The organism is Synechococcus sp. CC9605 (assembly GCF_000012625.1).
In the GTDB taxonomy this organism is placed as follows: domain Bacteria; phylum Cyanobacteriota; class Cyanobacteriia; order PCC-6307; family Cyanobiaceae; genus Parasynechococcus.
Window position 1 is genome coordinate 1,004,096 of the sequence record NC_007516.1, and the last position, 16,246, is coordinate 1,020,341.

The following is a 16,246-nucleotide window of genomic DNA, read 5'->3' on the forward strand; positions in this document are numbered from 1 at the left end:
GTTGCGTCAACCTTCACGGCAGGGCAACCACCCCCGACCAACTTTGGAGAACATCGGGTGCGCCTTGGGTTAGGGCGGCAACAGCACTGGCTGAGCCAATCCCGATTCCCACCACAACCCCTACGGCAAAAACAAGCAGCCCTGTCAGAACACTGCGTTCGGAAAATGGCATCCACTCAACGATCAGCCGTTCTGACTTTCCTCCTATTAACGACCAATGGCCACTGTTGTGTCACAGGACGTGATGGTGCCTGGAGTGAATCTGTTGTGTGGTTTCGGCCACAAAGGTAGATCTACCGACTGATCGATCGGGGTGGTCTTCGCTAACAACCGAATGTCAGCCAGATGACAGTTTCAGTCATGAAAACGATTGACGAGCACATCCAGAAGGACCAAGAGGAGTTCCTTAAGGCCCTGTCTGAGCACAACGAAGGCAAGGTGCGTCATCTCACAGAGGAGCTGCAGTGGCTGTTGGATCACAAGAAGGAATTTCCTGATGATCCCCATGACCCCTCACCCCTTGAGTTGTTCTGCGAGCAGAACCCCGATGAGCCCGAGTGCTTGGTGTACGACGACTGAGTAGAAGTACCTATTCCTTGCTCTGCCCGGGCGGTAAGCCGCGCAACTACACGCAACTTATTTAAATTGTGTGTAGTTGACGCGTTTTGTGGTGATTCGAGCCATCCTGACCCGCCCCATTGCTGGTGATCTCGGTCTGCTCCTGCTTCGGGTGTTCACCGGAGCACTTCTGATTCACCACGGTTACGAAAAGCTCGCCAATATCGAGAATTTTGCTGATGCATTTGTTCGCCCTCTGCATCTGCCCTTCCCGATCCTCCTCTCCTACGTGGCAGCATTCTCTGAGGTGATTGGCAGCTGGTTGTTAATCACTGGGTTGCTGACGCGGATGGGAGCCTTGGCAGTGGCGGGGACGATCTCCGTCGCCATCTATCACGCCATCGTCACAGCAGGCTTCAACATCTATCTGTTGGAGCTGCTAGGTCTTTATTTCGCGGCTGCTGTGGCCGTTTTGGCCTGTGGCCCGGGCGTCTTTTCCATTGACGAGCTCATTGCTCGCCGGCTAGAACCCGACATGCAGTTCTCCGCTGCGGAAGATACCGATTACGCCGGTGGAGAGGCCTCAGTTCTGGAAGAAGCCGTCGCCAGCCGCTGAAAATCAGGGTGATTAGGTCCAAAAGCCCCGCCATGGTGGGGCTTTTTTGATGGCTTGACGCCGGTATGGGCAACAAACGCGTCAGAATCATCAAAGTTGAATGAACGCGATGAAAGAGGTCAGCCTGCTCGAGATGATTGGCCGTTCATTGGCGAAGGTTGCTGCAGGGGCTGGTATTGCAGCAATTTTGATTTGGCTCACCTACGTGATGCTTGATGTTGGTCATATGCAGTCGGGTTTCACACTGCCTCAATCCAGTTACTGAGCTCAGATGCAGTGGAATGGTCTTGAATTTCCGGTTCTGATCATTGCTTCGCTGTTGATTGCCCTGCAGGTTTGCTGGATTGGAGCTGTGCTCCGGCGCAACCAACGCAGGCGCCTGAGAGAACCTCTCAGCGCAACAGCGTTTCAGCGTGAACTCAAGCGGATTTTTTCAAGAGCGAATGGACTGTCCTAAGCCATGAAGCAGCTTCCAGGTCAACGGAGCAAAGCCTTGCCGCGATGGCTGAAGACGGTCATGGCGGGTGCCATCACTGTGATTGCCACCATTTGGCTGGTGTCGTTGCTCCCCTTTCTGCTTCTCGCAGCCTTGGTGCTTTCAGTAGCACTGATTCCAGTCACCCGTCATCTGAAACGGGAGTTGGAAGAGGCTGGATTCAGTGTTGATAAAGCGAGAACAACCCATCAACGCCCTGACCTCAACATCACTCCCTGGCATCGCCAGATTCGCAATCTCTGGAGAGATTTCAGTTCTTGAACAGGTCGCTCGCCATGGAGCGATAACGACCGAGAGAACTACCGGCGCGACGGGATTTTGTGGGCACACTTTGACCCGGCAAAAGGTTCAGGGGAGCGAAATTCACTAACGTCACCTCCGGCCGCTCCTGCTGTTCAGCTGCCAACAGCTCGGCAATGGCTTCTGCTGTGGTTTGTGCTGGAGGTGCGCTCTCCAAAACAGCTTCGATCGTTTCCACCGGCTTGGCCTTGAGTGGACTTTTGGCTTTGGCGGCGCCGAGGGGCCACAGAAAAACCAGACTCAGCAGAAGAGCAACGGCGGACGTCAGGGTGCCGGTGAGTCCAAATGACAAACCCTGAAAGTTCCACAGCAACCCCGAACCCGCCATGCCGAAGGTGCCGAGGATGGCAAGCATCAGGCCGAGGAAGGATGCCTGTGGTGCTTTGATTTTGAGCGGCTGGCTGGATTCAGAGACTTCAACGGGTGAAAGTCGTGGTTCAGGCCGAAGCAGAACAAAGCTGATTCCCAGCAAAACCAACGCCGTGATGGTGCTGCCAAGCCCCAGGGTGCGGCCTTGAAAATTCCAAAGCAGACCACCGCCAGCAAGACCTGAAACCCCGAGGGTTGCCAATGCAAGTCCGCTCAAGAAAGGGAGACGATTGCGCATGACTCAGTCGTTCCGGTTTTGCGTGGCGGCGTAAGCAACGGCTCCGCCTGTGATCACAGTGAGTAGGCCTGTGGTCAGCAAAAAGCCCACCAACATGGCGAATCCAAGAACAGAACCCAGGAGGGACATCTTGATTCGCAGCAATTTCGACTTCATCAACATCACCAACAGCAAGACCACCGTGGTCTTCAAGCCAGCGATTTTTGCCGCGCTGATCGGGCAAAAAGGATTGATCAACACCATCGGCTGGTCTTGGCCTTCTTCAGTGTTTATGAAGTCTGGCGAAAACAAGAGCGCACCGCGAAAAGAGCACTGGGGAGAGCGCACCGTTAATAGAGCACCGTGGCGTGGCGACTTGATCCGCTTTGAGCGACGGACGGGCACAAAAAAACGGGCCCTTGGGCCCGTTTTTTTGACTGACGTGTCAGCTCAGCGACGACGGTTGCGGGAACGCTGCTTCAGCTTGCGCTTGTATTTCTCAACGGGGGTCTCGTGGTGACGGATCCGACGCAGATCAGAAAAGATGCCGGCTTTGGCGACGGAGCGCTTGAAGCGGCGCAACGCTGATTCAATACCTTCGTTTTCGCCGACTGTGACCTGACTCATCCGTTCCCCGAAAGAGAGCAATAAACAACTACTTTACCAGCCACCCCCTACCCCTTTTCCCCCACCTGCCGGTAGTGGGCTGAGTCTCTTGCATGACGCTTGTTGAAGAGATCGTGGCGCGTCCCAGCTTCTGCTTTGGGATGGGTCCATCACTCCGGTAGGCCCCTGTCTTGACCCTCACGCACTGCCCCCTGTGCATTGGTCTGGCTGTTCTTTCGGCCGTTCGATTCATGGCCCACTGCGTCATGGCCGTTCAGCTCGAACGCAGCACGGCAGGAGCTTCGACCCATCCCGCCATGCTGCTGGGGACTCTGTTCGAACTTTGAAGGAGTTCCGCCTCAGGGATCCATGGGATCCACTAGCTGCAGATAGGCCGCGTCGGTGTTCTGCAGGGCTTCATCATCGTGATGAGCTTCCACGCTGTAGATGAGGTGAAGCAGCCTGCCTCGGTCCATCCCTCGGTCGGCCACGTCTTTCCAGAGGCGCGAGCTGAGCTGCGCATCACGCCATTCGAGCTGGGCCTTGACCAGCGCCCGCGTCATCGTGATGTAGCTCTGCCGGTCGTTGCGCAGCCGGTCTTCGGAGAAGCTGTGTTGAGCTGCCGGCTTGAGCAGATTGCGAATCCTCTTTGAGGCCGCCTTCAGCACCTTTGGCATCGTCGTTACCCGACTCACTTCAGTCTGATTCGGCCGTCTGGACTGACAACGGAGTGAAATGCCTATGCCTCAATCAGAAATGAGTATTTGGACTCACTCCTGCGGGACGGTAGTGCTGATGACTTTTTGTAAAGTCAAATCCTTTAACTTCTTACTGCTTTTCTTTGGCCTGTGGAAATACTTGTGATGGCGGCCGTTTTTATGCCCTTTTCTGCCCTCGTGATGAATGCATTTGCCGGTGATTCGGAAGACGATTTCGATTTCCTCTAAATGGAATCCAAGCTCCTAGCAATGTTGGCCTTTGGTGCCGCAGTTATGACCCTCTGGGCTTGGTTGATGGCGAATCTGCCGCGGATGGCGTCTGACCGGAACAAGCCAGACAACCTCCGTTGATCCGGTACGGCGCTAAGTGACCACGAAGACAGGTTGTGCCACGGAAGAAGAGTTTTTGTCCCAGCTCGCGCGCGTGGGAATCGGTGAGCGGTAGAGATAGCCAGCGTTCGGGCACCTGACCATTCAGCTGTGATCTGGCTTCAAGCGCAGCTTGGCGGCGTTGTTTTTCCTCGCGATCGTTTTTGAGATACACCCCTTCAATCTGTAATTCGCGGGCACAGGTTTCACAGGCATTCACGGTGGGCTTGCGGCGGGCCGTGTTCAGCGACAACTTGTCGCTGGGAACTTCCCGCTCGGCCCCGCAACTGCAGCGGCACCACCAGAAGGCGTTTCCTGCTTTGGTACGCCGTTCGGATGCGCGAACCACGGTGAGTTTGCCGTAAACCTCGCCGATGCGGTTGCGTGGACTGGATGGCATTGGTCAGGCGGATTTCTGATCAGGAGCGTTGTTTAAGTCGGCAAACTTGGCTGCCATCGTTGGATTGCGTCGGGTCAACTTTTTAACGGTTACATCCTGTGCCTTGTCATTGGCAAGCCGCAGGTTTCGATCAGCACCCATCAGTGCATCCTTGGTTTTTTGGAGGTGATCGATCGACTTATCGATTTCATCGATTGCCGTTTCGAAACGTCTGGAGGCGAGGTCGTAGTTGCGGGAAAAGGCCGTTTTGAAGGTTTCCAGGTCGTTCTCGAAGTTGGTGACATCGATGTTCTGGGCTTTTACAAGAGCCAGTTCAGCTTTGTATTCCAGAGATTTCATGGCTGCATTTCGGAGCAATGTGATGAATGGAATGAAGAATTGTGGGCGAATTATATAGGTTTTAGGGAAGCGATGAGATACATCAACAATGCCTGAATTGTAAAGCTCATTTTCGGGCTCAAGCAGGGAGACGAGCACTGCATACTCGCAATTTTTTTCGTTCCTGTCCTTGTTCAGCTCTTTGAGGAAGTCTTCATTTTTCTTCTTGGTTGCCGTTGTGTCAGCTTCGTTTTTCATCTCAAACATGATCGAGATGATTTCGTTGTTGTGGTCGTCCTGGTCGCGGAAGATGTAGTCACCCTTGCTTCCACTGCGCGCGTCGTTGTCTTTTTCGAAATAGGCCATCGGAAAAGCGGCTGCACGAATCCTGTTGAATTCGGTTTCGCAGTGTTGTTCGAGGGTTTCCCCCACCATTTTGGTGGAGAGCCGCGCCTTCATGTCGCGCAAGCGTTCAATGGCCTGATCCCGATCACTGAGCTGGGCTTCGTAGCGATCCTTCAGTGATTGAGATTCCAGCTGATGCTTTAGTTCTGCTTCCTTAAAGCCGCTTTGAAGTGCATCCCGTTGTTTCTCCACGGAACTCACGGCTTCATTCACGGCCAGCTGGCGTTGCATGGCCCCGGCCTGGAGCTGCGCTTGCAAATCTCTCACCTCATTGTCTTTTTGTAGCGTCATCGCCTGCATTTCTTTGGCGAATTTGGTTTCGGCTAGGCGTAGTTCTGTGGCCTGCTGCTCACGCATTTGCTGGAGTTCAATGGCAATGCGATCCCGCTGCTTCTCCGCTTTGTTCACAGCATCTTTGATCGCCAGTTCTTGATGCATTGCACTTTGCTTGAGTTGTGCCTCAAGCGTTTGCATTTCCCTGTCTTTTTTGGCAATGGCCAACTCGATGGCGTTTCGTTTGTCCTGTTCCGCCAGGGCGAGCCGCTTGTTCAGTTGCTGCTCGAATTCTCGATCCCTCACCTGTTTGAGGATGTCGGCATACCCGCCTTCATCCACCTTGAAGGCTGTGTTGCAGTGAGGGCAGATGATGTCGTGCATGTCTGACGATTTGTGTTGAACGTACGCGCTACGTGCTGGGATTTTATCGGCTCTGGCTAACACGAGATCAGCTCACGGTTCATGCCATGCCCGATTGGATCGATCCACGTTCACTGCTTGACACAGTGATCATCGTCAGCATCGTGGCCCTGGCTGCCGTCGGATTCGTTGTTGGCATGAAGCAGATGATCATTGATCTGAGCAACCTGCGTCGCGCCAAGGTTTAAGCCAGCGTCAGCCTTTCAGCCTGGATTGCAGTGCCGCCAGTCTTGCGGCGTTTACACCAAGATCCGAGTCGCCGAGGCGCGACTCGGATCTTGCCTGGATCCGGTTGTTATCGCGATCAGCAAACAGTTCGAGGTCGTCCACAAAACCAAAGAATGCGCTGCTGGCCTCGGCATGGAGGTAGGTCTCGGTTTGATCCATGACAACCGTCCGCGGCGTCTCCTGCACCAACTCACTCAGCCTGTTGAATTCAGCCATCGTCTTAGAGCTCTCCCAGGTTTGGCTGGAACAGTGAGCTGTTGTCGGGCAGTCGCGTAAAGCCCCGTTGCTGACGCCGAGATCCCCTGGGACGGGGCCAGCAAGATGGAACAGCATCAGTACGGGGGCCAGTAGGCCGGCAAGGAAGGTCACTGGTCTTTGCGGGAATGACCTCTCCAGTTGAGCATCCAAACCCAGATGCCAAAAAGGGTTCCAACCGGTAGTGCGATCACCACCAACTGGCTGATCACGAACTGGCGCTCCTCAGGATTCATGGTTGTTTTGATACGGGGGTATGCGGGCAAAAGTCGCTTCCCGTTCGCCATCATGGAGCGCAGTGCTGGGCAAAGATGACGAATCCTGGGTGGATTGTGCTCGCGTGGCTGGTGGTGGCGCTGGCTTCTGCCTTCAAGTTTTGGTCGATCACGCGCCCCTACCGCGACAAAACTGCTCTATTGCGTGGGCAAACCGTTGACGAAGCACGCCAGCGCCTGGAACGTCGCTGGCGAAGCGACAGCAAGGTGTGAGGCTTATTTCTCGGCGATCACCCAGGCTGTTGCAGCTCTCTGACGCACGTAGAGGTCAGCGAGCTCCCGTGCCAGAGACTTCAACTGGTCGAGATCGTCCGTGTCATCGATGGACCGCTTGATCGCTTCTGCTTCAAACTGCTGGGGCAAGCTGAGGTTCATGACTCGCAAGCAGGTCAACCAACTGTAACGAAGCGTTACTTCTGGTGTGGGCGTGCTGCTGACCGTGAGCGGGCAATCTCCTTTTGCCAAGCCAAAAGCAGATCTTTGCTGATCTCCTGGAGCTGTTTGACGTCAGTCATTGAATTGATATCACGACTACGCTGTTCGATAACGAACTGTTGGCCAAGTGTCAGAGCGATGGGCTCCATGGTGACGTCGGCAGATTGAATTCAAATTATTGACTTGACCCTGTGTTGTCGTATCAACGGGCACGGTTCATTGCCGATGTGTGCTGTTGCGAATTTTGTTTTGATGAAAAAGGATCGCCTTTCATTGTTGATGGATTGATCTTCATCCAGAGCCGATCGCTAAATGTTGACATCACAAACAAATCGATTTGGCGTTGCCTAGATTGAAATGGAGATGCTGAGAGAGCTTTGGACGGTTCCGGACAAAATCTCGAGCGCCGTTATCGCCTGGAAATCTGGAGGGAAACGGTGTATTGGATGCAAATGCGATGCAGCGACCTGGAAGAGCTGGATCGTGAGCGTGATGCCGCCTCGATCTACACAGAATTTCGCTTGAAAGGTACGGGCTAAGGGTGAAATCGGTTCTGGGATTCGGCGACGGGCAGAGAAACAGCTACCAGAAGGGCAATTCCGATTTCAGTGGCGGCGATCAGCAGTTCAGTAACAATTCCCATGCTCAATTTCAGTTCTCGTCGATGGGTGGCATGTCACTGGGGCGAATCAGGGCAAACACCACAGCAGCTGTCAACACGATGCCGATGCCAACCATGGCGATGATTGCCGTTGTGTAATCGCCCATGGAGTTGCTCGGACAGGCCTACGCTACACGAATGTAACGCTCTGTAAAGCACTTCTCAGTTTTGGTTGGGCGTGACGGTGTTCCGGTTCAGCAAATCCTCTCCACGTCGATGGATCTCCCTGGCGTACTCGGTCCATGCCCCTTGCCCCCAGTACCGAAAACAACTGGTTTCCAGCAGCAGCAGATGCAGTAATGACTCCTGATAAGCCCGGGTGCGGGTGGTGGTGGGGTCTGCGGCGACTGATGGGTCGAACCGCGCATGAAACTGAGCGCTGAGTTGATTCATCGGGGCCAGCACATTGGCGTAACCCTCAACCCAGCTCAGGTTGTTGGTCCAGGACGCACCCTCCATGCTGAAGCTGGTTTCGCCAGCAGTCAGTTTGCTGATGGTCTCCTCCAGCCCTTCGGTTGAGGTGTTGTCGCCAAGTTCACTCCAAAGGCGGTGTTGTTGCACCGCCTGGATGGCGGGGAAGTGGTGAGGATCTACTCCGTTGAGCTCCAGAGTCTCCAGGTATTCACTGCCGTTGATTGCCGCGGTGCCTTTGGGGTTGTCACGGATGTGGCGATTGGCCTGCCGGAAAGCCTCTGGAAATTCATTCATCATCACCCCACCGTTTTCTCCATCGGCAATCTGGCTCACCAGTGCTGGCACCTCGACTTCACCAAGACGTTGCCGTTCGCAACCCAATGCCTCGTAATAGGGCTGCATCTGCCCCACAAGTTTGGTGTCAGACCCCTGGGTTTTGATCAGTGCCGTGATGCTGACCTCCTCGCCCCGACTGTTCCTGGCTAGAAGTTGATTGGGAACGAAGCATTGGCTGCGTTGCAGTGGGCTGCCGTCCATGCACTCAACGCTGTGCTCTTGCACTAGGAGCCACTGATATCCAGCTTCCTTAAGGGCCTTGATGAATTCGAAAAGGGTGTCGGGATGGTTGGGTAGCGCCATCTCCGGTGGAGAAAAGCCCTTGACTCGTTCCAGGGCAGCGCTGCCAAAACAGGCCTCGAACTGCTGTTGCCAGGCGCTGATCTGCAGTTTCAGGTCTGGGATGGGTGTGGACGGAGCCACGGCATGGCTCCAAAAGGTTCCAAGCCACTCCACATGCCCCTGCATCAAAGGATCACAGGCGAGGTAATTGAGTGCATCGCCAATGTCGCGGCGCCCCATCTGCTCGATTCCCCAGAGCAGATTGCCCGAGTAATCGAGCATGATTCTTGGGCTGCAGCCCTCATTGATCAGTTCCGGCAGCAGGTCGGCAAGACGCCGATAGCAGTGGGCGAATGGTTCGGCGTTGTGGTTATCACCCTCATTGGGGTGATCCAGCATGTATTGAAGATGAGAGATCAAGCTCTTGTTCGCCCCCGCCGGCACCGTTGGTTGGTGCATGTGAAGAGCACAGGCAAAGCCGGAATGCAGGTGATCAAGATCGATCGCACTGTTCGACCAGACCTGCCGTTGTTTTTGCATCGCAGCAGCGACGTCCGCTTCTCGTCCGCTGATCGGTGGACAGCCTGTCATTGCACTCCGCTCGTGATCACCAGCCGGCACGCGGTGTTTGGCGCAGCATGCCTTCCCAATGATCACGCCAGGTGTGCTGATCGCCAATACCTGCCAAAAGTTCAACCTCAGCAGGCGCCTGATCCAGCCGATGCCTCCAGCGGGTGATGTCTTCGGCTTGATCAAGCCAGGTGCTCATCACGTCGTGACGAATCGCCTCACCATCCCAGTGGTGCTGGTCGGCCATGTTTTGCGACCAGCGCATCAATTCATCCAGGCTGAGTGGTCTGAAGCCCATGATTGTGAGGCCTGTGATCTGCTCGAGTTCAAAGCGTCGCAGAACGTCTCCAAGGCCAAAGAAGTGAAGAAGGATCATTGAGCTGATCACTTTTGCGTGAAATTTATGAGCCTTTCTCTGTTCGAATAGTTCAGGTTGATAGTCTTTGCTATTGGAAATATTTCAATTAGATCAACATCCAGGGATTGGCACTCATGGCTTGAGAGTGCCAAGCTTCTCCCAGCATTCTTGAACCGATGCCTCTGATTAATGTGCGCACGTCGCTTCCAGCACTGAAAGACGGATCGGCGTTGTTGCAGGAGCTTTCGTATGAGTTGGCCGATCAGACGGGTAAACCGGAGGCCTACGTGATGACGCTTCTGGAGACAGGCGTTCCGATGACCTTCGCCGGCAGTCATGAGCCCTGTGCCTATGTCGAGGTGAAATCGATCGGTGCGCTGCGTCCGCCTGCGATGACAGCTGCGTTCTGTGAGCTGATTCAGGCGAGGACGGGAATCCCCGCCAACCGGGTGTACATCGGGTTTGAGGATGTGCAGGCCAGCTGCTGGGGATGGAACGGCAACACCTTTGGCTGATGCTCACCCATACTGAGGCCAAGATCGCGCTCTGGTGGTGACAAGCTCTCCTCTCGGCACCCCGGGCAACCCACGTCAAACCACGTTGATCGCATCGTTGAGTGAAAGGTTTCGCTTGGCGGAACAGAACCGTGATGCCAAGGCGAAGCAGGCTCTCTTCCGCGAAGCGATCTATCTCGGCATTCAGCCGCAGGTGTTTACGGAAATCCATTGAGCAGCCCCAGGTTGCTGCTGTTAAAAACACTGTGGGGCTGGACTGGGTCCCTTGAACAGGCCTGCTCCTCCGCTGAAGGCGAGCGCTTTGATGGCCTTGAGGTGAACCTTGATCACCCTTGTCTTAAGGCTCTTCAGCCTGGAGGGATCCGACGCTGCCTCTCCGATGCAAAACAGCATCTGATTGTTGAAATTGTTACGGGGGGGGATTACACCCCCGATCTCAACTGCTCCCCATCGCAGCATCTTGATCAAGTTCAGCGTGGCTTGGAGCGCGCCATGGCGCTGGCACCGCTCAAGATCACTCTGATCACCGGCAGCGACAGCTGGGACGAAGTCGAGCAGCATCGTTTTCTCGACAGACTTCTGGATCAAATTGATGCGTGTTCGATTCCGGTAACGCTCGAGACGCATCGCAGTCGTTCTCTCTTCGACCCATGGCGCATGCCCGCCTGGCTGGCCCGCCATCCACGGCTTCGGCTCACAGCGGATCTCAGTCACTGGTGTGCGGTATCGGAACGGTTAATGACACCTGAACTCCCCCCCATTCAGGCGGTGGCCGCTCGGGTTGATCACATTCATGCCCGAATCGGCCATGCTCAGGGCCCCTCCGTCAGCCACCCTTTCGCACCGGAATGGGCTGAGGCCCTCGAGAGCCATCGCCGCTGTTGGCAGTTGTTTCTCGATCAGAGCGCGAGGCCCGAACGGCCGATCACGATGACGCCTGAGTTTGGCCCCGATGGCTATATGCCGCTTCAGCCATTCACAGCTGCGCCCCTTGCGGATGTTCAGCTCCTCAATGCAGAGATGGCCTCATGGCTGCGTTCCTCAATGCTGTTTCCTGCTGATCCCAACCGTTCTCGGTAGAGACCCTGCCAATGCAGGATCCTTCCTTCCAGCTGATGCGGAGGCCCTGGCTGGAAATCCTCTCGATATCCGTGTTGGACTGATTCAACCAAAGCCTTGTCTTCGTCCAGAAAGGTGAGCATGTCCTTCAGCCAGGCGTCGGCTGTGGCTGCATCCATGGCGTCGCTGCCTGCAAACAGGTGCAATTGCATCGTGCAGCGGTCGGGTCGTTTGGGTATGAATTCCAGCCATGCCAACCTCCCGTCTGGCCAGACCAGCAGATGGCTCCATGGCGGCAGCCCGAAGGTGAGGAATCGACCACCGTCCGGGTGGGGTGTCTCCAGAAGGTTGTTGTGTTGGCTGAAGCGATGTCGGTAATCCCTCACCGGCCCTTGTTCGCGGTGCAGCGTTGTCGGATGAGCAATGGCGACGTGGTAGTCGTCAAGTGTGTTGTCGTGGGCGATCTTCCAATTGCAGGCCAGGCTGCTTCGGCTCTGTCGCAGCAGGGTGGATGCAGTGTTCCAGGCTGCTCCGGCTTCGGTATGAACCAGCTGCAGCTGCTCCTCGAGCGTTAGAGCATGGTCGCTGAAAGCGATCCAGATCAATGGGCCATCGATGCGGCAGGCAAGCTCTTGCAACCCCCATTTCTGCCGATCGAAGTTCTGCTCAAAATCGGCTTCACGCGCCGCGGCCAGCAGCTCTCCGCGCAGGTTGTAGGTCCAGCCGTGATAAGGACAAACCAAGCGTCGACAGGACTGCCCCGTTGCTCCGCCATGCCGAAAGGCAACACCGCGATGGGGACAGCGGTTGCGAAAAGCACGGGGATGCTCTCCCTCGGGCCAGGTGAGCAGAATTGGCTGATCCAGCATGGTGATGGCCAGCACCTCTCCCGGTTGGAGATGGCTGATAGCTGCAACCGGATGCCAGTAGTGGTTGGCATAGGTGTGGATGTCCCATTGATGCATCTCGTCGCCGCGGTACAGCGATGCAGGAAGGAACGTCTGATTCAACACGGCTTCACTTAAGACAGTTCAGTCAGGAACATGCCGGCTCCAGCTCCCGCATGGTGACGGAAAGGGAACGACGCATGGAGAGGAAGTCGCTGCTTAGGCGCAGCTGATCGAGATCGGTTTTATCGAGATCGACATCGAGGGATCGAATGATTCGCCCTGGATTTGGGGCAAGCACGTGGACTCGCTGGGCCAGCACCAAAGCTTCTTCAACGTCGTGGGTGATCAGCAGAACGGTCAGGCCTGTTCGTTGCCAGAGCTTGAGTAGGAAGTCCTGCATCGATTCGCGGATCTGTAGATCTAGAGCCCCGAAGGGTTCATCCAGCAGCAGGATGCTGGGGTTGGTGGCGAGGGCCCGGGCGATGGCCACCCTCTGCTGCATGCCGCCCGACAGTTCGCGCGGCAATTTTGTGGCGGCGTCACTAAGGCCAACCACTTCGAGGAAATAGGCGGTTCTCTCCTTGATCTCTGCTGCTTTCATCCGCTGAAGTCGCATCCCGAAGGCAACGTTTTCAGCGGCGTTGAGCCATGGATAAAGGCTGTATTTCTGAAACACCATGCCCCGGTCTGGCCCGGGACCGGAGACTGGGGTGCCGTCAACAGTGATGCTGCCGCTGCTCGGTTGATCCAGACCAGCAACCAGCCGCAGAATCGTGCTCTTCCCGGACCCAGAGCTGCCCACAAGGGCCATGAAGTCTCCGGATTTCATGGAAAACGACAGGTGATCGAGGATCAATTTCTCCCCGAAACGCTTGCTGAGGTTGTTGATGATCAGTTCCAAGGCTCACACCGCCCATTTGCAGCTGAGACGCAGCAACAGCCTGAATCCCATGTCGATGGCGAAGCCGATCAAGCCGAGAACGATCAACTCGGCGAAGATCTGATCGGTGCGGAAAAAGCGCTGAGCCAGCTGGATGCGTTTGCCAAGGCCCACTTCCGCGGCCACCAGCTCAGCCACCACCACAAGGTTCCAGGAGGTTGCGATGTTGATTCGCAAGGTGTCGATGATGCTGGGCAGGCTGTAGCGGGCGACGACTTGCACCAGCACCTGCCGGCTGCGACCACCCAGGGTGAGTGTGGTTTCGATGAGTTCTTTGGGAACGAACTTCACCGCATCCATCACCATCAGGATGTTGAAGTAGATCGTGCCGAGAAAAATCAGAGCGATCTTGGGTTCCTCCCCGATGCCGAGGTAGATGATCAGCAGAGGGATAAATGCCGCTGCAGGCATGTAACGCAGCATGGCAATCAGCGGCTCGCAAATCGCGCAGATCGCTGGGTACACCCCCATGCAGATGCCGATCGGCACCGCCAGAAGTGTGGCGAGAAGAAATCCTCCAAACACGCGACCGGTGCTGGCCACAATATCCTGGAAAAGGATTCCGCTCTCGGCCATGGAGGCCAGGGAGCGGAATACGGCCTGCGGAGAGGGAAGGAATTTTTCATCCACCAGTCCTAGGGAAGCGATGGCGGTCCAGAGCAGGAGTGGCACCAGCAGTGATGCAACCTGCAGGCCGCCACGCACGGCCTTGGATGGCATGGCACCAAGGGTAAACAGGGAAAGAAGCCCATTGCTTCTCCCCTTGCGGGCAGCAGCGGCCGTGGCAGCCATCAGGAGGCGGCGACCTTCTTGATGAAGCTGTCGTCAAACAGCTTGCTCATGTCTGGTTTCTCAGGGATGAAGCCCACCGAAACCATGAAGTCGGCCATCGACTCAGCAGCGAACGGCATGAACTTCATTCCCTCACCAGCGCTGAAGGCCTCGAGGTTTTCCTCGATGGAGAAGAAGCGGGTGCCGTCTTTGTACTGCTCGTATTCCTCCGTGGGAATGCCGGCACGCTTGGCCATGATCGCCTCGGATTTTTCGCGGTTCTTTTCCATGAACTCGCGAACGTCCCACCAGGTCTTCACGATCTTCTGCACATCGTCGGGACGTTCCTTAATCAGATCACCGCTGACGGTGAGCAGATCAGGAATGGCACCGGGATACTCCTTGGAACTGGCGATCACCTGCGCACCTTCTCGCTGCATGGCGGTACCTGTGTAGGGAGGGAAGGCACCAACGGCATCAACCTGACCTGCCGCGAATGCAGTGGCTGCCTGATCGGTGGGCATGCCTTTGATCACCACGTCGTCGCGGCTCAGGCCCGCATCCTTGAGGGCCAGGCTGAGCAGGTAGTCATCCACAACGCCTTCCTCAACAGCAACGGTCTTGCCTTTGAGATCGGTGATGGATGTGATGGAGGCATCGGCAATGATCTGGTCATTGCCAGCAGAATTGTCGTTCACCAAAACCACCACTTCACCGCCGTTTTCACCCGGCAGGAAGGAAATGGTGTCGTTCAAGGTTTGGGAGTTGCCGTCGATCTTGCCAGCGGCGAAGGTTTCCATCGACTGCACGTAGCCGTCGAACCACTTCATCTCCACATTTACGCCGTTCTTCTCGAACAGCTTTTCCTCCACGGCAATCGCCCAGGGCCACCATCCGGCCCAGTTGCTGTAGCCCAAAACAATTGGTGTGCCGCCCACCGTCGGTGTGGAGGGCTTGGAGCAAGCGACAGCCAGCACGATGGCGAGGCCGGCGAAAAGTAGGTTGCGTAGTTGTTTGGTCATGGCATGGGCGGGAGGAACAAGACGTTGAATTGATCTGCTCAGGCGGTGGCCAGAGCAGGGGTTGTGGTGGTCCGGCTGGCGAGGACTTGCCGCACCCAGATGTGCCAGGCATCCAGGCCTTCACCTGTCAGGGCGGAGACCTCGATCACCGTGGCGTTGGGATTGATGCTCTGGATGTTGCGGCGGATCGCTGCCACATCCACAGGCAGGTGGGGCAGAAGATCCACCTTGGTGATCAGCACCAGATCCGCGTTGCGGAACATCAGGGGGTACTTGAGCGGCTTGTCATCGCCCTCGGTCACGCTGAGCAACGCCACTTTGTGGTGTTCCCCAACGTCAAATTCCGCAGGGCAGACCAGGTTGCCCACGTTTTCCACGAGCAGTAAATCCAGCGCGGAAGGATCGAGCCGTTGTTGCAGCAACTTCAGGCCACCACTCACCATGGCCGCATCAAGGTGGCAGGCTCTGCCTGTGGTGATGGGCACCACCGGGATGCCAACAGTTTCCAAGCGGTCGGCATCCAGCTGGGTGGTCATGTCGCCTTCCAGCACGGCCATGCTGAGTTCGCGAGCCAAGGCAGGGAGGGACCGTTCGAGCAGGGCGGTTTTTCCTGCGCCTGGGCTGCTCATCAGGTTGAGGCAAAGCAGTTCCCAGCTCTGGAAATGTTCGTTGTTGTGTTCGGCCTGATGGTTGTTGGCGGCAAGCAGATTGAGGCCGAGGGTGTCCTCAAGAGGCATATGCATGGCAAAAGCGGGGGTATTGGTTTCAGCGCTGACGCTGGATTGGAGCGGACTCAAGGGCAGCGGCGGCATCGCTGCGGTAATCGATGCTGCGGATGCGCAATTCCCTACCGCTGACGATCTCCTCAAGCGGGTGATCGCAGCAGGGAGAGCGATAGGCGTTTTCGGGCACGGGGTCGTAGGTGCCGTTGCAGATCAAGCAGCGGCCCAGAAAGGGGATTTCCGTGATCGTGAGCCGGGATCCATCCAGCCAGGTGCCCTGCACCGCAGCGTTGTAAGTGGTCACCAACTGATCGGGTTCAACGCAGGTGAATCGCCCCACATCGAGATGAACGGTTTCGACCATCGCAGAGGTGTCTTCGCGACGGTCGCGCCATTCATTCAGGGAGATCAGCAGGCACTTGGTCATGTCGACTTCATGCATGG

30 protein-coding genes are annotated in these 16,246 nt (G+C 56.1%); 11 read left to right on the plus strand and 19 right to left on the minus strand.

Annotation, left to right across the window (positions count from 1 at the left end; genetic code table 11):
• Positions 1 to 13: 13 nt before the first annotated feature.
• Entirely contained in the window at positions 14 to 172 is a 159-nt protein-coding gene (locus SYNCC9605_RS14585; protein WP_156783010.1) for a hypothetical protein, read from the minus strand.
• A gap of 188 nt (positions 173 to 360) precedes the next feature.
• Here SYNCC9605_RS14585 and SYNCC9605_RS05355 point away from each other — a divergent pair, with 188 nt between their 5' ends.
• The 4 genes from SYNCC9605_RS05355 to SYNCC9605_RS05370 all read left to right on the plus strand — a co-directional run bounded on the left by SYNCC9605_RS05355 (position 361) and on the right by SYNCC9605_RS05370 (position 1,931).
• Complete coding sequence (locus SYNCC9605_RS05355; RefSeq protein ID WP_006852050.1) at positions 361 to 579, plus strand: CP12 domain-containing protein; 219 nt, start codon at positions 361 to 363, stop codon at positions 577 to 579.
• Between the two features lie 91 nt (positions 580 to 670).
• Positions 671 to 1,174, plus strand: a complete 504-nt coding sequence (locus SYNCC9605_RS05360) for a DoxX family protein (RefSeq protein WP_041435565.1) — start codon at positions 671 to 673, stop codon at positions 1,172 to 1,174.
• 109 nt (positions 1,175 to 1,283) lie between these two features.
• Positions 1,284 to 1,439: a hypothetical protein gene (locus SYNCC9605_RS15075; protein ID WP_198002480.1), complete on the plus strand. Its 156-nt coding sequence runs from the start codon at positions 1,284 to 1,286 to the stop codon at positions 1,437 to 1,439.
• 195 nt (positions 1,440 to 1,634) lie between these two features.
• Complete coding sequence (locus tag SYNCC9605_RS05370) at positions 1,635 to 1,931, plus strand: hypothetical protein (RefSeq protein WP_041434615.1); 297 nt, start codon at positions 1,635 to 1,637, stop codon at positions 1,929 to 1,931.
• Here the strand turns inward: SYNCC9605_RS05370 and SYNCC9605_RS05375 are convergent.
• The 3 genes from SYNCC9605_RS05375 to rpsU all read right to left on the minus strand — a co-directional run bounded on the left by SYNCC9605_RS05375 (position 1,921) and on the right by rpsU (position 3,183).
• The gene (locus SYNCC9605_RS05375) at positions 1,921 to 2,556 is read right to left on the minus strand and encodes a hypothetical protein (protein WP_257929952.1); all 636 of its coding nucleotides are present in this window, start codon (positions 2,554 to 2,556) and stop codon (positions 1,921 to 1,923) included. The two genes, SYNCC9605_RS05370 and SYNCC9605_RS05375, sit on opposite strands and share 11 nt — an antisense overlap.
• A 24-nt stretch (positions 2,557 to 2,580) precedes the next feature.
• On the minus strand, positions 2,581 to 2,820 hold the full coding sequence (locus tag SYNCC9605_RS05380) for a hypothetical protein (RefSeq protein WP_041434617.1): 240 nt from the start codon (positions 2,818 to 2,820) through the stop codon (positions 2,581 to 2,583).
• A 186-nt stretch (positions 2,821 to 3,006) separates the two neighbouring features.
• The gene (rpsU, locus tag SYNCC9605_RS05385; RefSeq protein ID WP_009790002.1) at positions 3,007 to 3,183 is read right to left on the minus strand and encodes a 30S ribosomal protein S21; all 177 of its coding nucleotides are present in this window, start codon (positions 3,181 to 3,183) and stop codon (positions 3,007 to 3,009) included.
• A 170-nt stretch (positions 3,184 to 3,353) separates the two neighbouring features.
• Here rpsU and SYNCC9605_RS15080 point away from each other — a divergent pair, with 170 nt between their 5' ends.
• Positions 3,354 to 3,509, plus strand: coding sequence for a hypothetical protein (locus SYNCC9605_RS15080; RefSeq protein ID WP_186495018.1), 156 nt, complete (start codon positions 3,354 to 3,356; stop codon positions 3,507 to 3,509).
• A gap of 12 nt (positions 3,510 to 3,521) precedes the next feature.
• Here the strand turns inward: SYNCC9605_RS15080 and SYNCC9605_RS05390 are convergent, their stop codons facing one another.
• The 3 genes from SYNCC9605_RS05390 to SYNCC9605_RS05400 all read right to left on the minus strand — a co-directional run bounded on the left by SYNCC9605_RS05390 (position 3,522) and on the right by SYNCC9605_RS05400 (position 6,030).
• Positions 3,522 to 3,839 carry a hypothetical protein gene (locus SYNCC9605_RS05390; RefSeq protein ID WP_011364044.1) on the minus strand — a complete coding sequence of 106 codons (318 nt, stop codon included), beginning with the start codon at positions 3,837 to 3,839 and terminating at the stop codon, positions 3,522 to 3,524.
• 313 nt (positions 3,840 to 4,152) lie between these two features.
• A complete protein-coding gene (locus tag SYNCC9605_RS05395) occupies positions 4,153 to 4,650 on the minus strand; it encodes a hypothetical protein (protein WP_011364045.1) in 498 nt (165 codons plus the stop codon).
• A 3-nt stretch (positions 4,651 to 4,653) separates the two neighbouring features.
• Positions 4,654 to 6,030 (minus strand): DUF2130 domain-containing protein, encoded by a 1,377-nt coding sequence (locus tag SYNCC9605_RS05400; protein ID WP_041434620.1) that lies wholly within the window; start codon positions 6,028 to 6,030, stop codon positions 4,654 to 4,656.
• 86 nt (positions 6,031 to 6,116) lie between these two features.
• On the opposite strand from SYNCC9605_RS05400, the gene SYNCC9605_RS15085 reads away from it, so the two are divergent.
• Positions 6,117 to 6,257, plus strand: coding sequence for a hypothetical protein (locus SYNCC9605_RS15085; RefSeq protein WP_011364047.1), 141 nt, complete (start codon positions 6,117 to 6,119; stop codon positions 6,255 to 6,257).
• Positions 6,258 to 6,264: 7 nt separating this feature from the next.
• Here SYNCC9605_RS15085 and SYNCC9605_RS05410 read toward each other — a convergent pair whose 3' ends face one another.
• Together SYNCC9605_RS05410 and SYNCC9605_RS15390 are read right to left on the minus strand one after the other, a co-directional pair.
• Positions 6,265 to 6,630, minus strand: coding sequence for a DUF1499 domain-containing protein (locus SYNCC9605_RS05410; RefSeq protein WP_049749516.1), 366 nt, complete (start codon positions 6,628 to 6,630; stop codon positions 6,265 to 6,267).
• A 32-nt stretch (positions 6,631 to 6,662) separates the two neighbouring features.
• Positions 6,663 to 6,788 (minus strand): hypothetical protein, encoded by a 126-nt coding sequence (locus tag SYNCC9605_RS15390; RefSeq protein WP_257930046.1) that lies wholly within the window; start codon positions 6,786 to 6,788, stop codon positions 6,663 to 6,665.
• Between the two features lie 75 nt (positions 6,789 to 6,863).
• On the opposite strand from SYNCC9605_RS15390, the gene SYNCC9605_RS14590 reads away from it, so the two are divergent.
• Positions 6,864 to 7,040 (plus strand): hypothetical protein, encoded by a 177-nt coding sequence (locus SYNCC9605_RS14590; RefSeq protein ID WP_156783012.1) that lies wholly within the window; start codon positions 6,864 to 6,866, stop codon positions 7,038 to 7,040.
• 3 nt (positions 7,041 to 7,043) lie between these two features.
• Here the strand turns inward: SYNCC9605_RS14590 and SYNCC9605_RS15090 are convergent, their stop codons facing one another.
• Together SYNCC9605_RS15090 and SYNCC9605_RS15095 are read right to left on the minus strand one after the other, a co-directional pair.
• Positions 7,044 to 7,202 (minus strand): hypothetical protein, encoded by a 159-nt coding sequence (locus SYNCC9605_RS15090; protein ID WP_198002481.1) that lies wholly within the window; start codon positions 7,200 to 7,202, stop codon positions 7,044 to 7,046.
• A 35-nt stretch (positions 7,203 to 7,237) separates the two neighbouring features.
• On the minus strand, positions 7,238 to 7,411 hold the full coding sequence (locus SYNCC9605_RS15095; protein ID WP_011364049.1) for a hypothetical protein: 174 nt from the start codon (positions 7,409 to 7,411) through the stop codon (positions 7,238 to 7,240).
• A 228-nt stretch (positions 7,412 to 7,639) separates the two neighbouring features.
• On the opposite strand from SYNCC9605_RS15095, the gene SYNCC9605_RS15100 reads away from it, so the two are divergent.
• Complete coding sequence (locus SYNCC9605_RS15100) at positions 7,640 to 7,801, plus strand: hypothetical protein (RefSeq protein ID WP_198002482.1); 162 nt, start codon at positions 7,640 to 7,642, stop codon at positions 7,799 to 7,801.
• A 284-nt stretch (positions 7,802 to 8,085) separates the two neighbouring features.
• Here the strand turns inward: SYNCC9605_RS15100 and SYNCC9605_RS05420 are convergent, their stop codons facing one another.
• Positions 8,086 to 9,546 carry a hypothetical protein gene (locus SYNCC9605_RS05420; protein ID WP_011364050.1) on the minus strand — a complete coding sequence of 487 codons (1,461 nt, stop codon included), beginning with the start codon at positions 9,544 to 9,546 and terminating at the stop codon, positions 8,086 to 8,088.
• Positions 9,547 to 9,562: 16 nt separating this feature from the next.
• The gene (locus SYNCC9605_RS05425) at positions 9,563 to 9,901 is read right to left on the minus strand and encodes a hypothetical protein (RefSeq protein ID WP_041434625.1); all 339 of its coding nucleotides are present in this window, start codon (positions 9,899 to 9,901) and stop codon (positions 9,563 to 9,565) included.
• A 158-nt stretch (positions 9,902 to 10,059) separates the two neighbouring features.
• Here SYNCC9605_RS05425 and SYNCC9605_RS05430 point away from each other — a divergent pair, with 158 nt between their 5' ends.
• From SYNCC9605_RS05430 to SYNCC9605_RS05440, 3 genes are read left to right on the plus strand one after another with little or no spacing between them, the layout of a single operon-like run.
• Complete coding sequence (locus tag SYNCC9605_RS05430; protein ID WP_011364052.1) at positions 10,060 to 10,398, plus strand: phenylpyruvate tautomerase MIF-related protein; 339 nt, start codon at positions 10,060 to 10,062, stop codon at positions 10,396 to 10,398.
• 37 nt (positions 10,399 to 10,435) lie between these two features.
• Positions 10,436 to 10,612, plus strand: a complete 177-nt coding sequence (locus SYNCC9605_RS05435) for a hypothetical protein (RefSeq protein WP_257929953.1) — start codon at positions 10,436 to 10,438, stop codon at positions 10,610 to 10,612.
• Positions 10,609 to 11,478 carry a hypothetical protein gene (locus SYNCC9605_RS05440; RefSeq protein ID WP_011364054.1) on the plus strand — a complete coding sequence of 290 codons (870 nt, stop codon included), beginning with the start codon at positions 10,609 to 10,611 and terminating at the stop codon, positions 11,476 to 11,478. Before SYNCC9605_RS05435 ends, SYNCC9605_RS05440 begins: the two co-directional genes overlap by 4 nt.
• On the opposite strand, the gene SYNCC9605_RS05445 is transcribed toward SYNCC9605_RS05440, so the two are convergent.
• From SYNCC9605_RS05445 to SYNCC9605_RS05470, 6 genes are read right to left on the minus strand one after another with little or no spacing between them, the layout of a single operon-like run.
• Positions 11,400 to 12,470 carry an aromatic ring-hydroxylating oxygenase subunit alpha gene (locus SYNCC9605_RS05445; protein WP_011364055.1) on the minus strand — a complete coding sequence of 357 codons (1,071 nt, stop codon included), beginning with the start codon at positions 12,468 to 12,470 and terminating at the stop codon, positions 11,400 to 11,402. The genes SYNCC9605_RS05440 and SYNCC9605_RS05445 overlap by 79 nt on opposite strands.
• Before the next feature lie 22 nt (positions 12,471 to 12,492).
• Complete coding sequence (locus SYNCC9605_RS05450; protein WP_011364056.1) at positions 12,493 to 13,248, minus strand: ABC transporter ATP-binding protein; 756 nt, start codon at positions 13,246 to 13,248, stop codon at positions 12,493 to 12,495.
• A 3-nt stretch (positions 13,249 to 13,251) separates the two neighbouring features.
• A complete protein-coding gene (locus SYNCC9605_RS05455; protein ID WP_011364057.1) occupies positions 13,252 to 14,079 on the minus strand; it encodes an ABC transporter permease in 828 nt (275 codons plus the stop codon).
• Complete coding sequence (locus tag SYNCC9605_RS05460) at positions 14,079 to 15,080, minus strand: ABC transporter substrate-binding protein (RefSeq protein ID WP_011364058.1); 1,002 nt, start codon at positions 15,078 to 15,080, stop codon at positions 14,079 to 14,081. The genes SYNCC9605_RS05455 and SYNCC9605_RS05460 overlap by 1 nt, the downstream gene beginning before the upstream one ends.
• A 38-nt stretch (positions 15,081 to 15,118) precedes the next feature.
• Positions 15,119 to 15,823: a hydrogenase nickel incorporation protein HypB gene (gene hypB / locus SYNCC9605_RS05465; RefSeq protein WP_011364059.1), complete on the minus strand. Its 705-nt coding sequence runs from the start codon at positions 15,821 to 15,823 to the stop codon at positions 15,119 to 15,121.
• Between the two features lie 22 nt (positions 15,824 to 15,845).
• Positions 15,846 to 16,244 (minus strand): hydrogenase maturation nickel metallochaperone HypA, encoded by a 399-nt coding sequence (locus tag SYNCC9605_RS05470; RefSeq protein WP_011364060.1) that lies wholly within the window; start codon positions 16,242 to 16,244, stop codon positions 15,846 to 15,848.
• Positions 16,245 to 16,246: the final 2 nt, after the last annotated feature.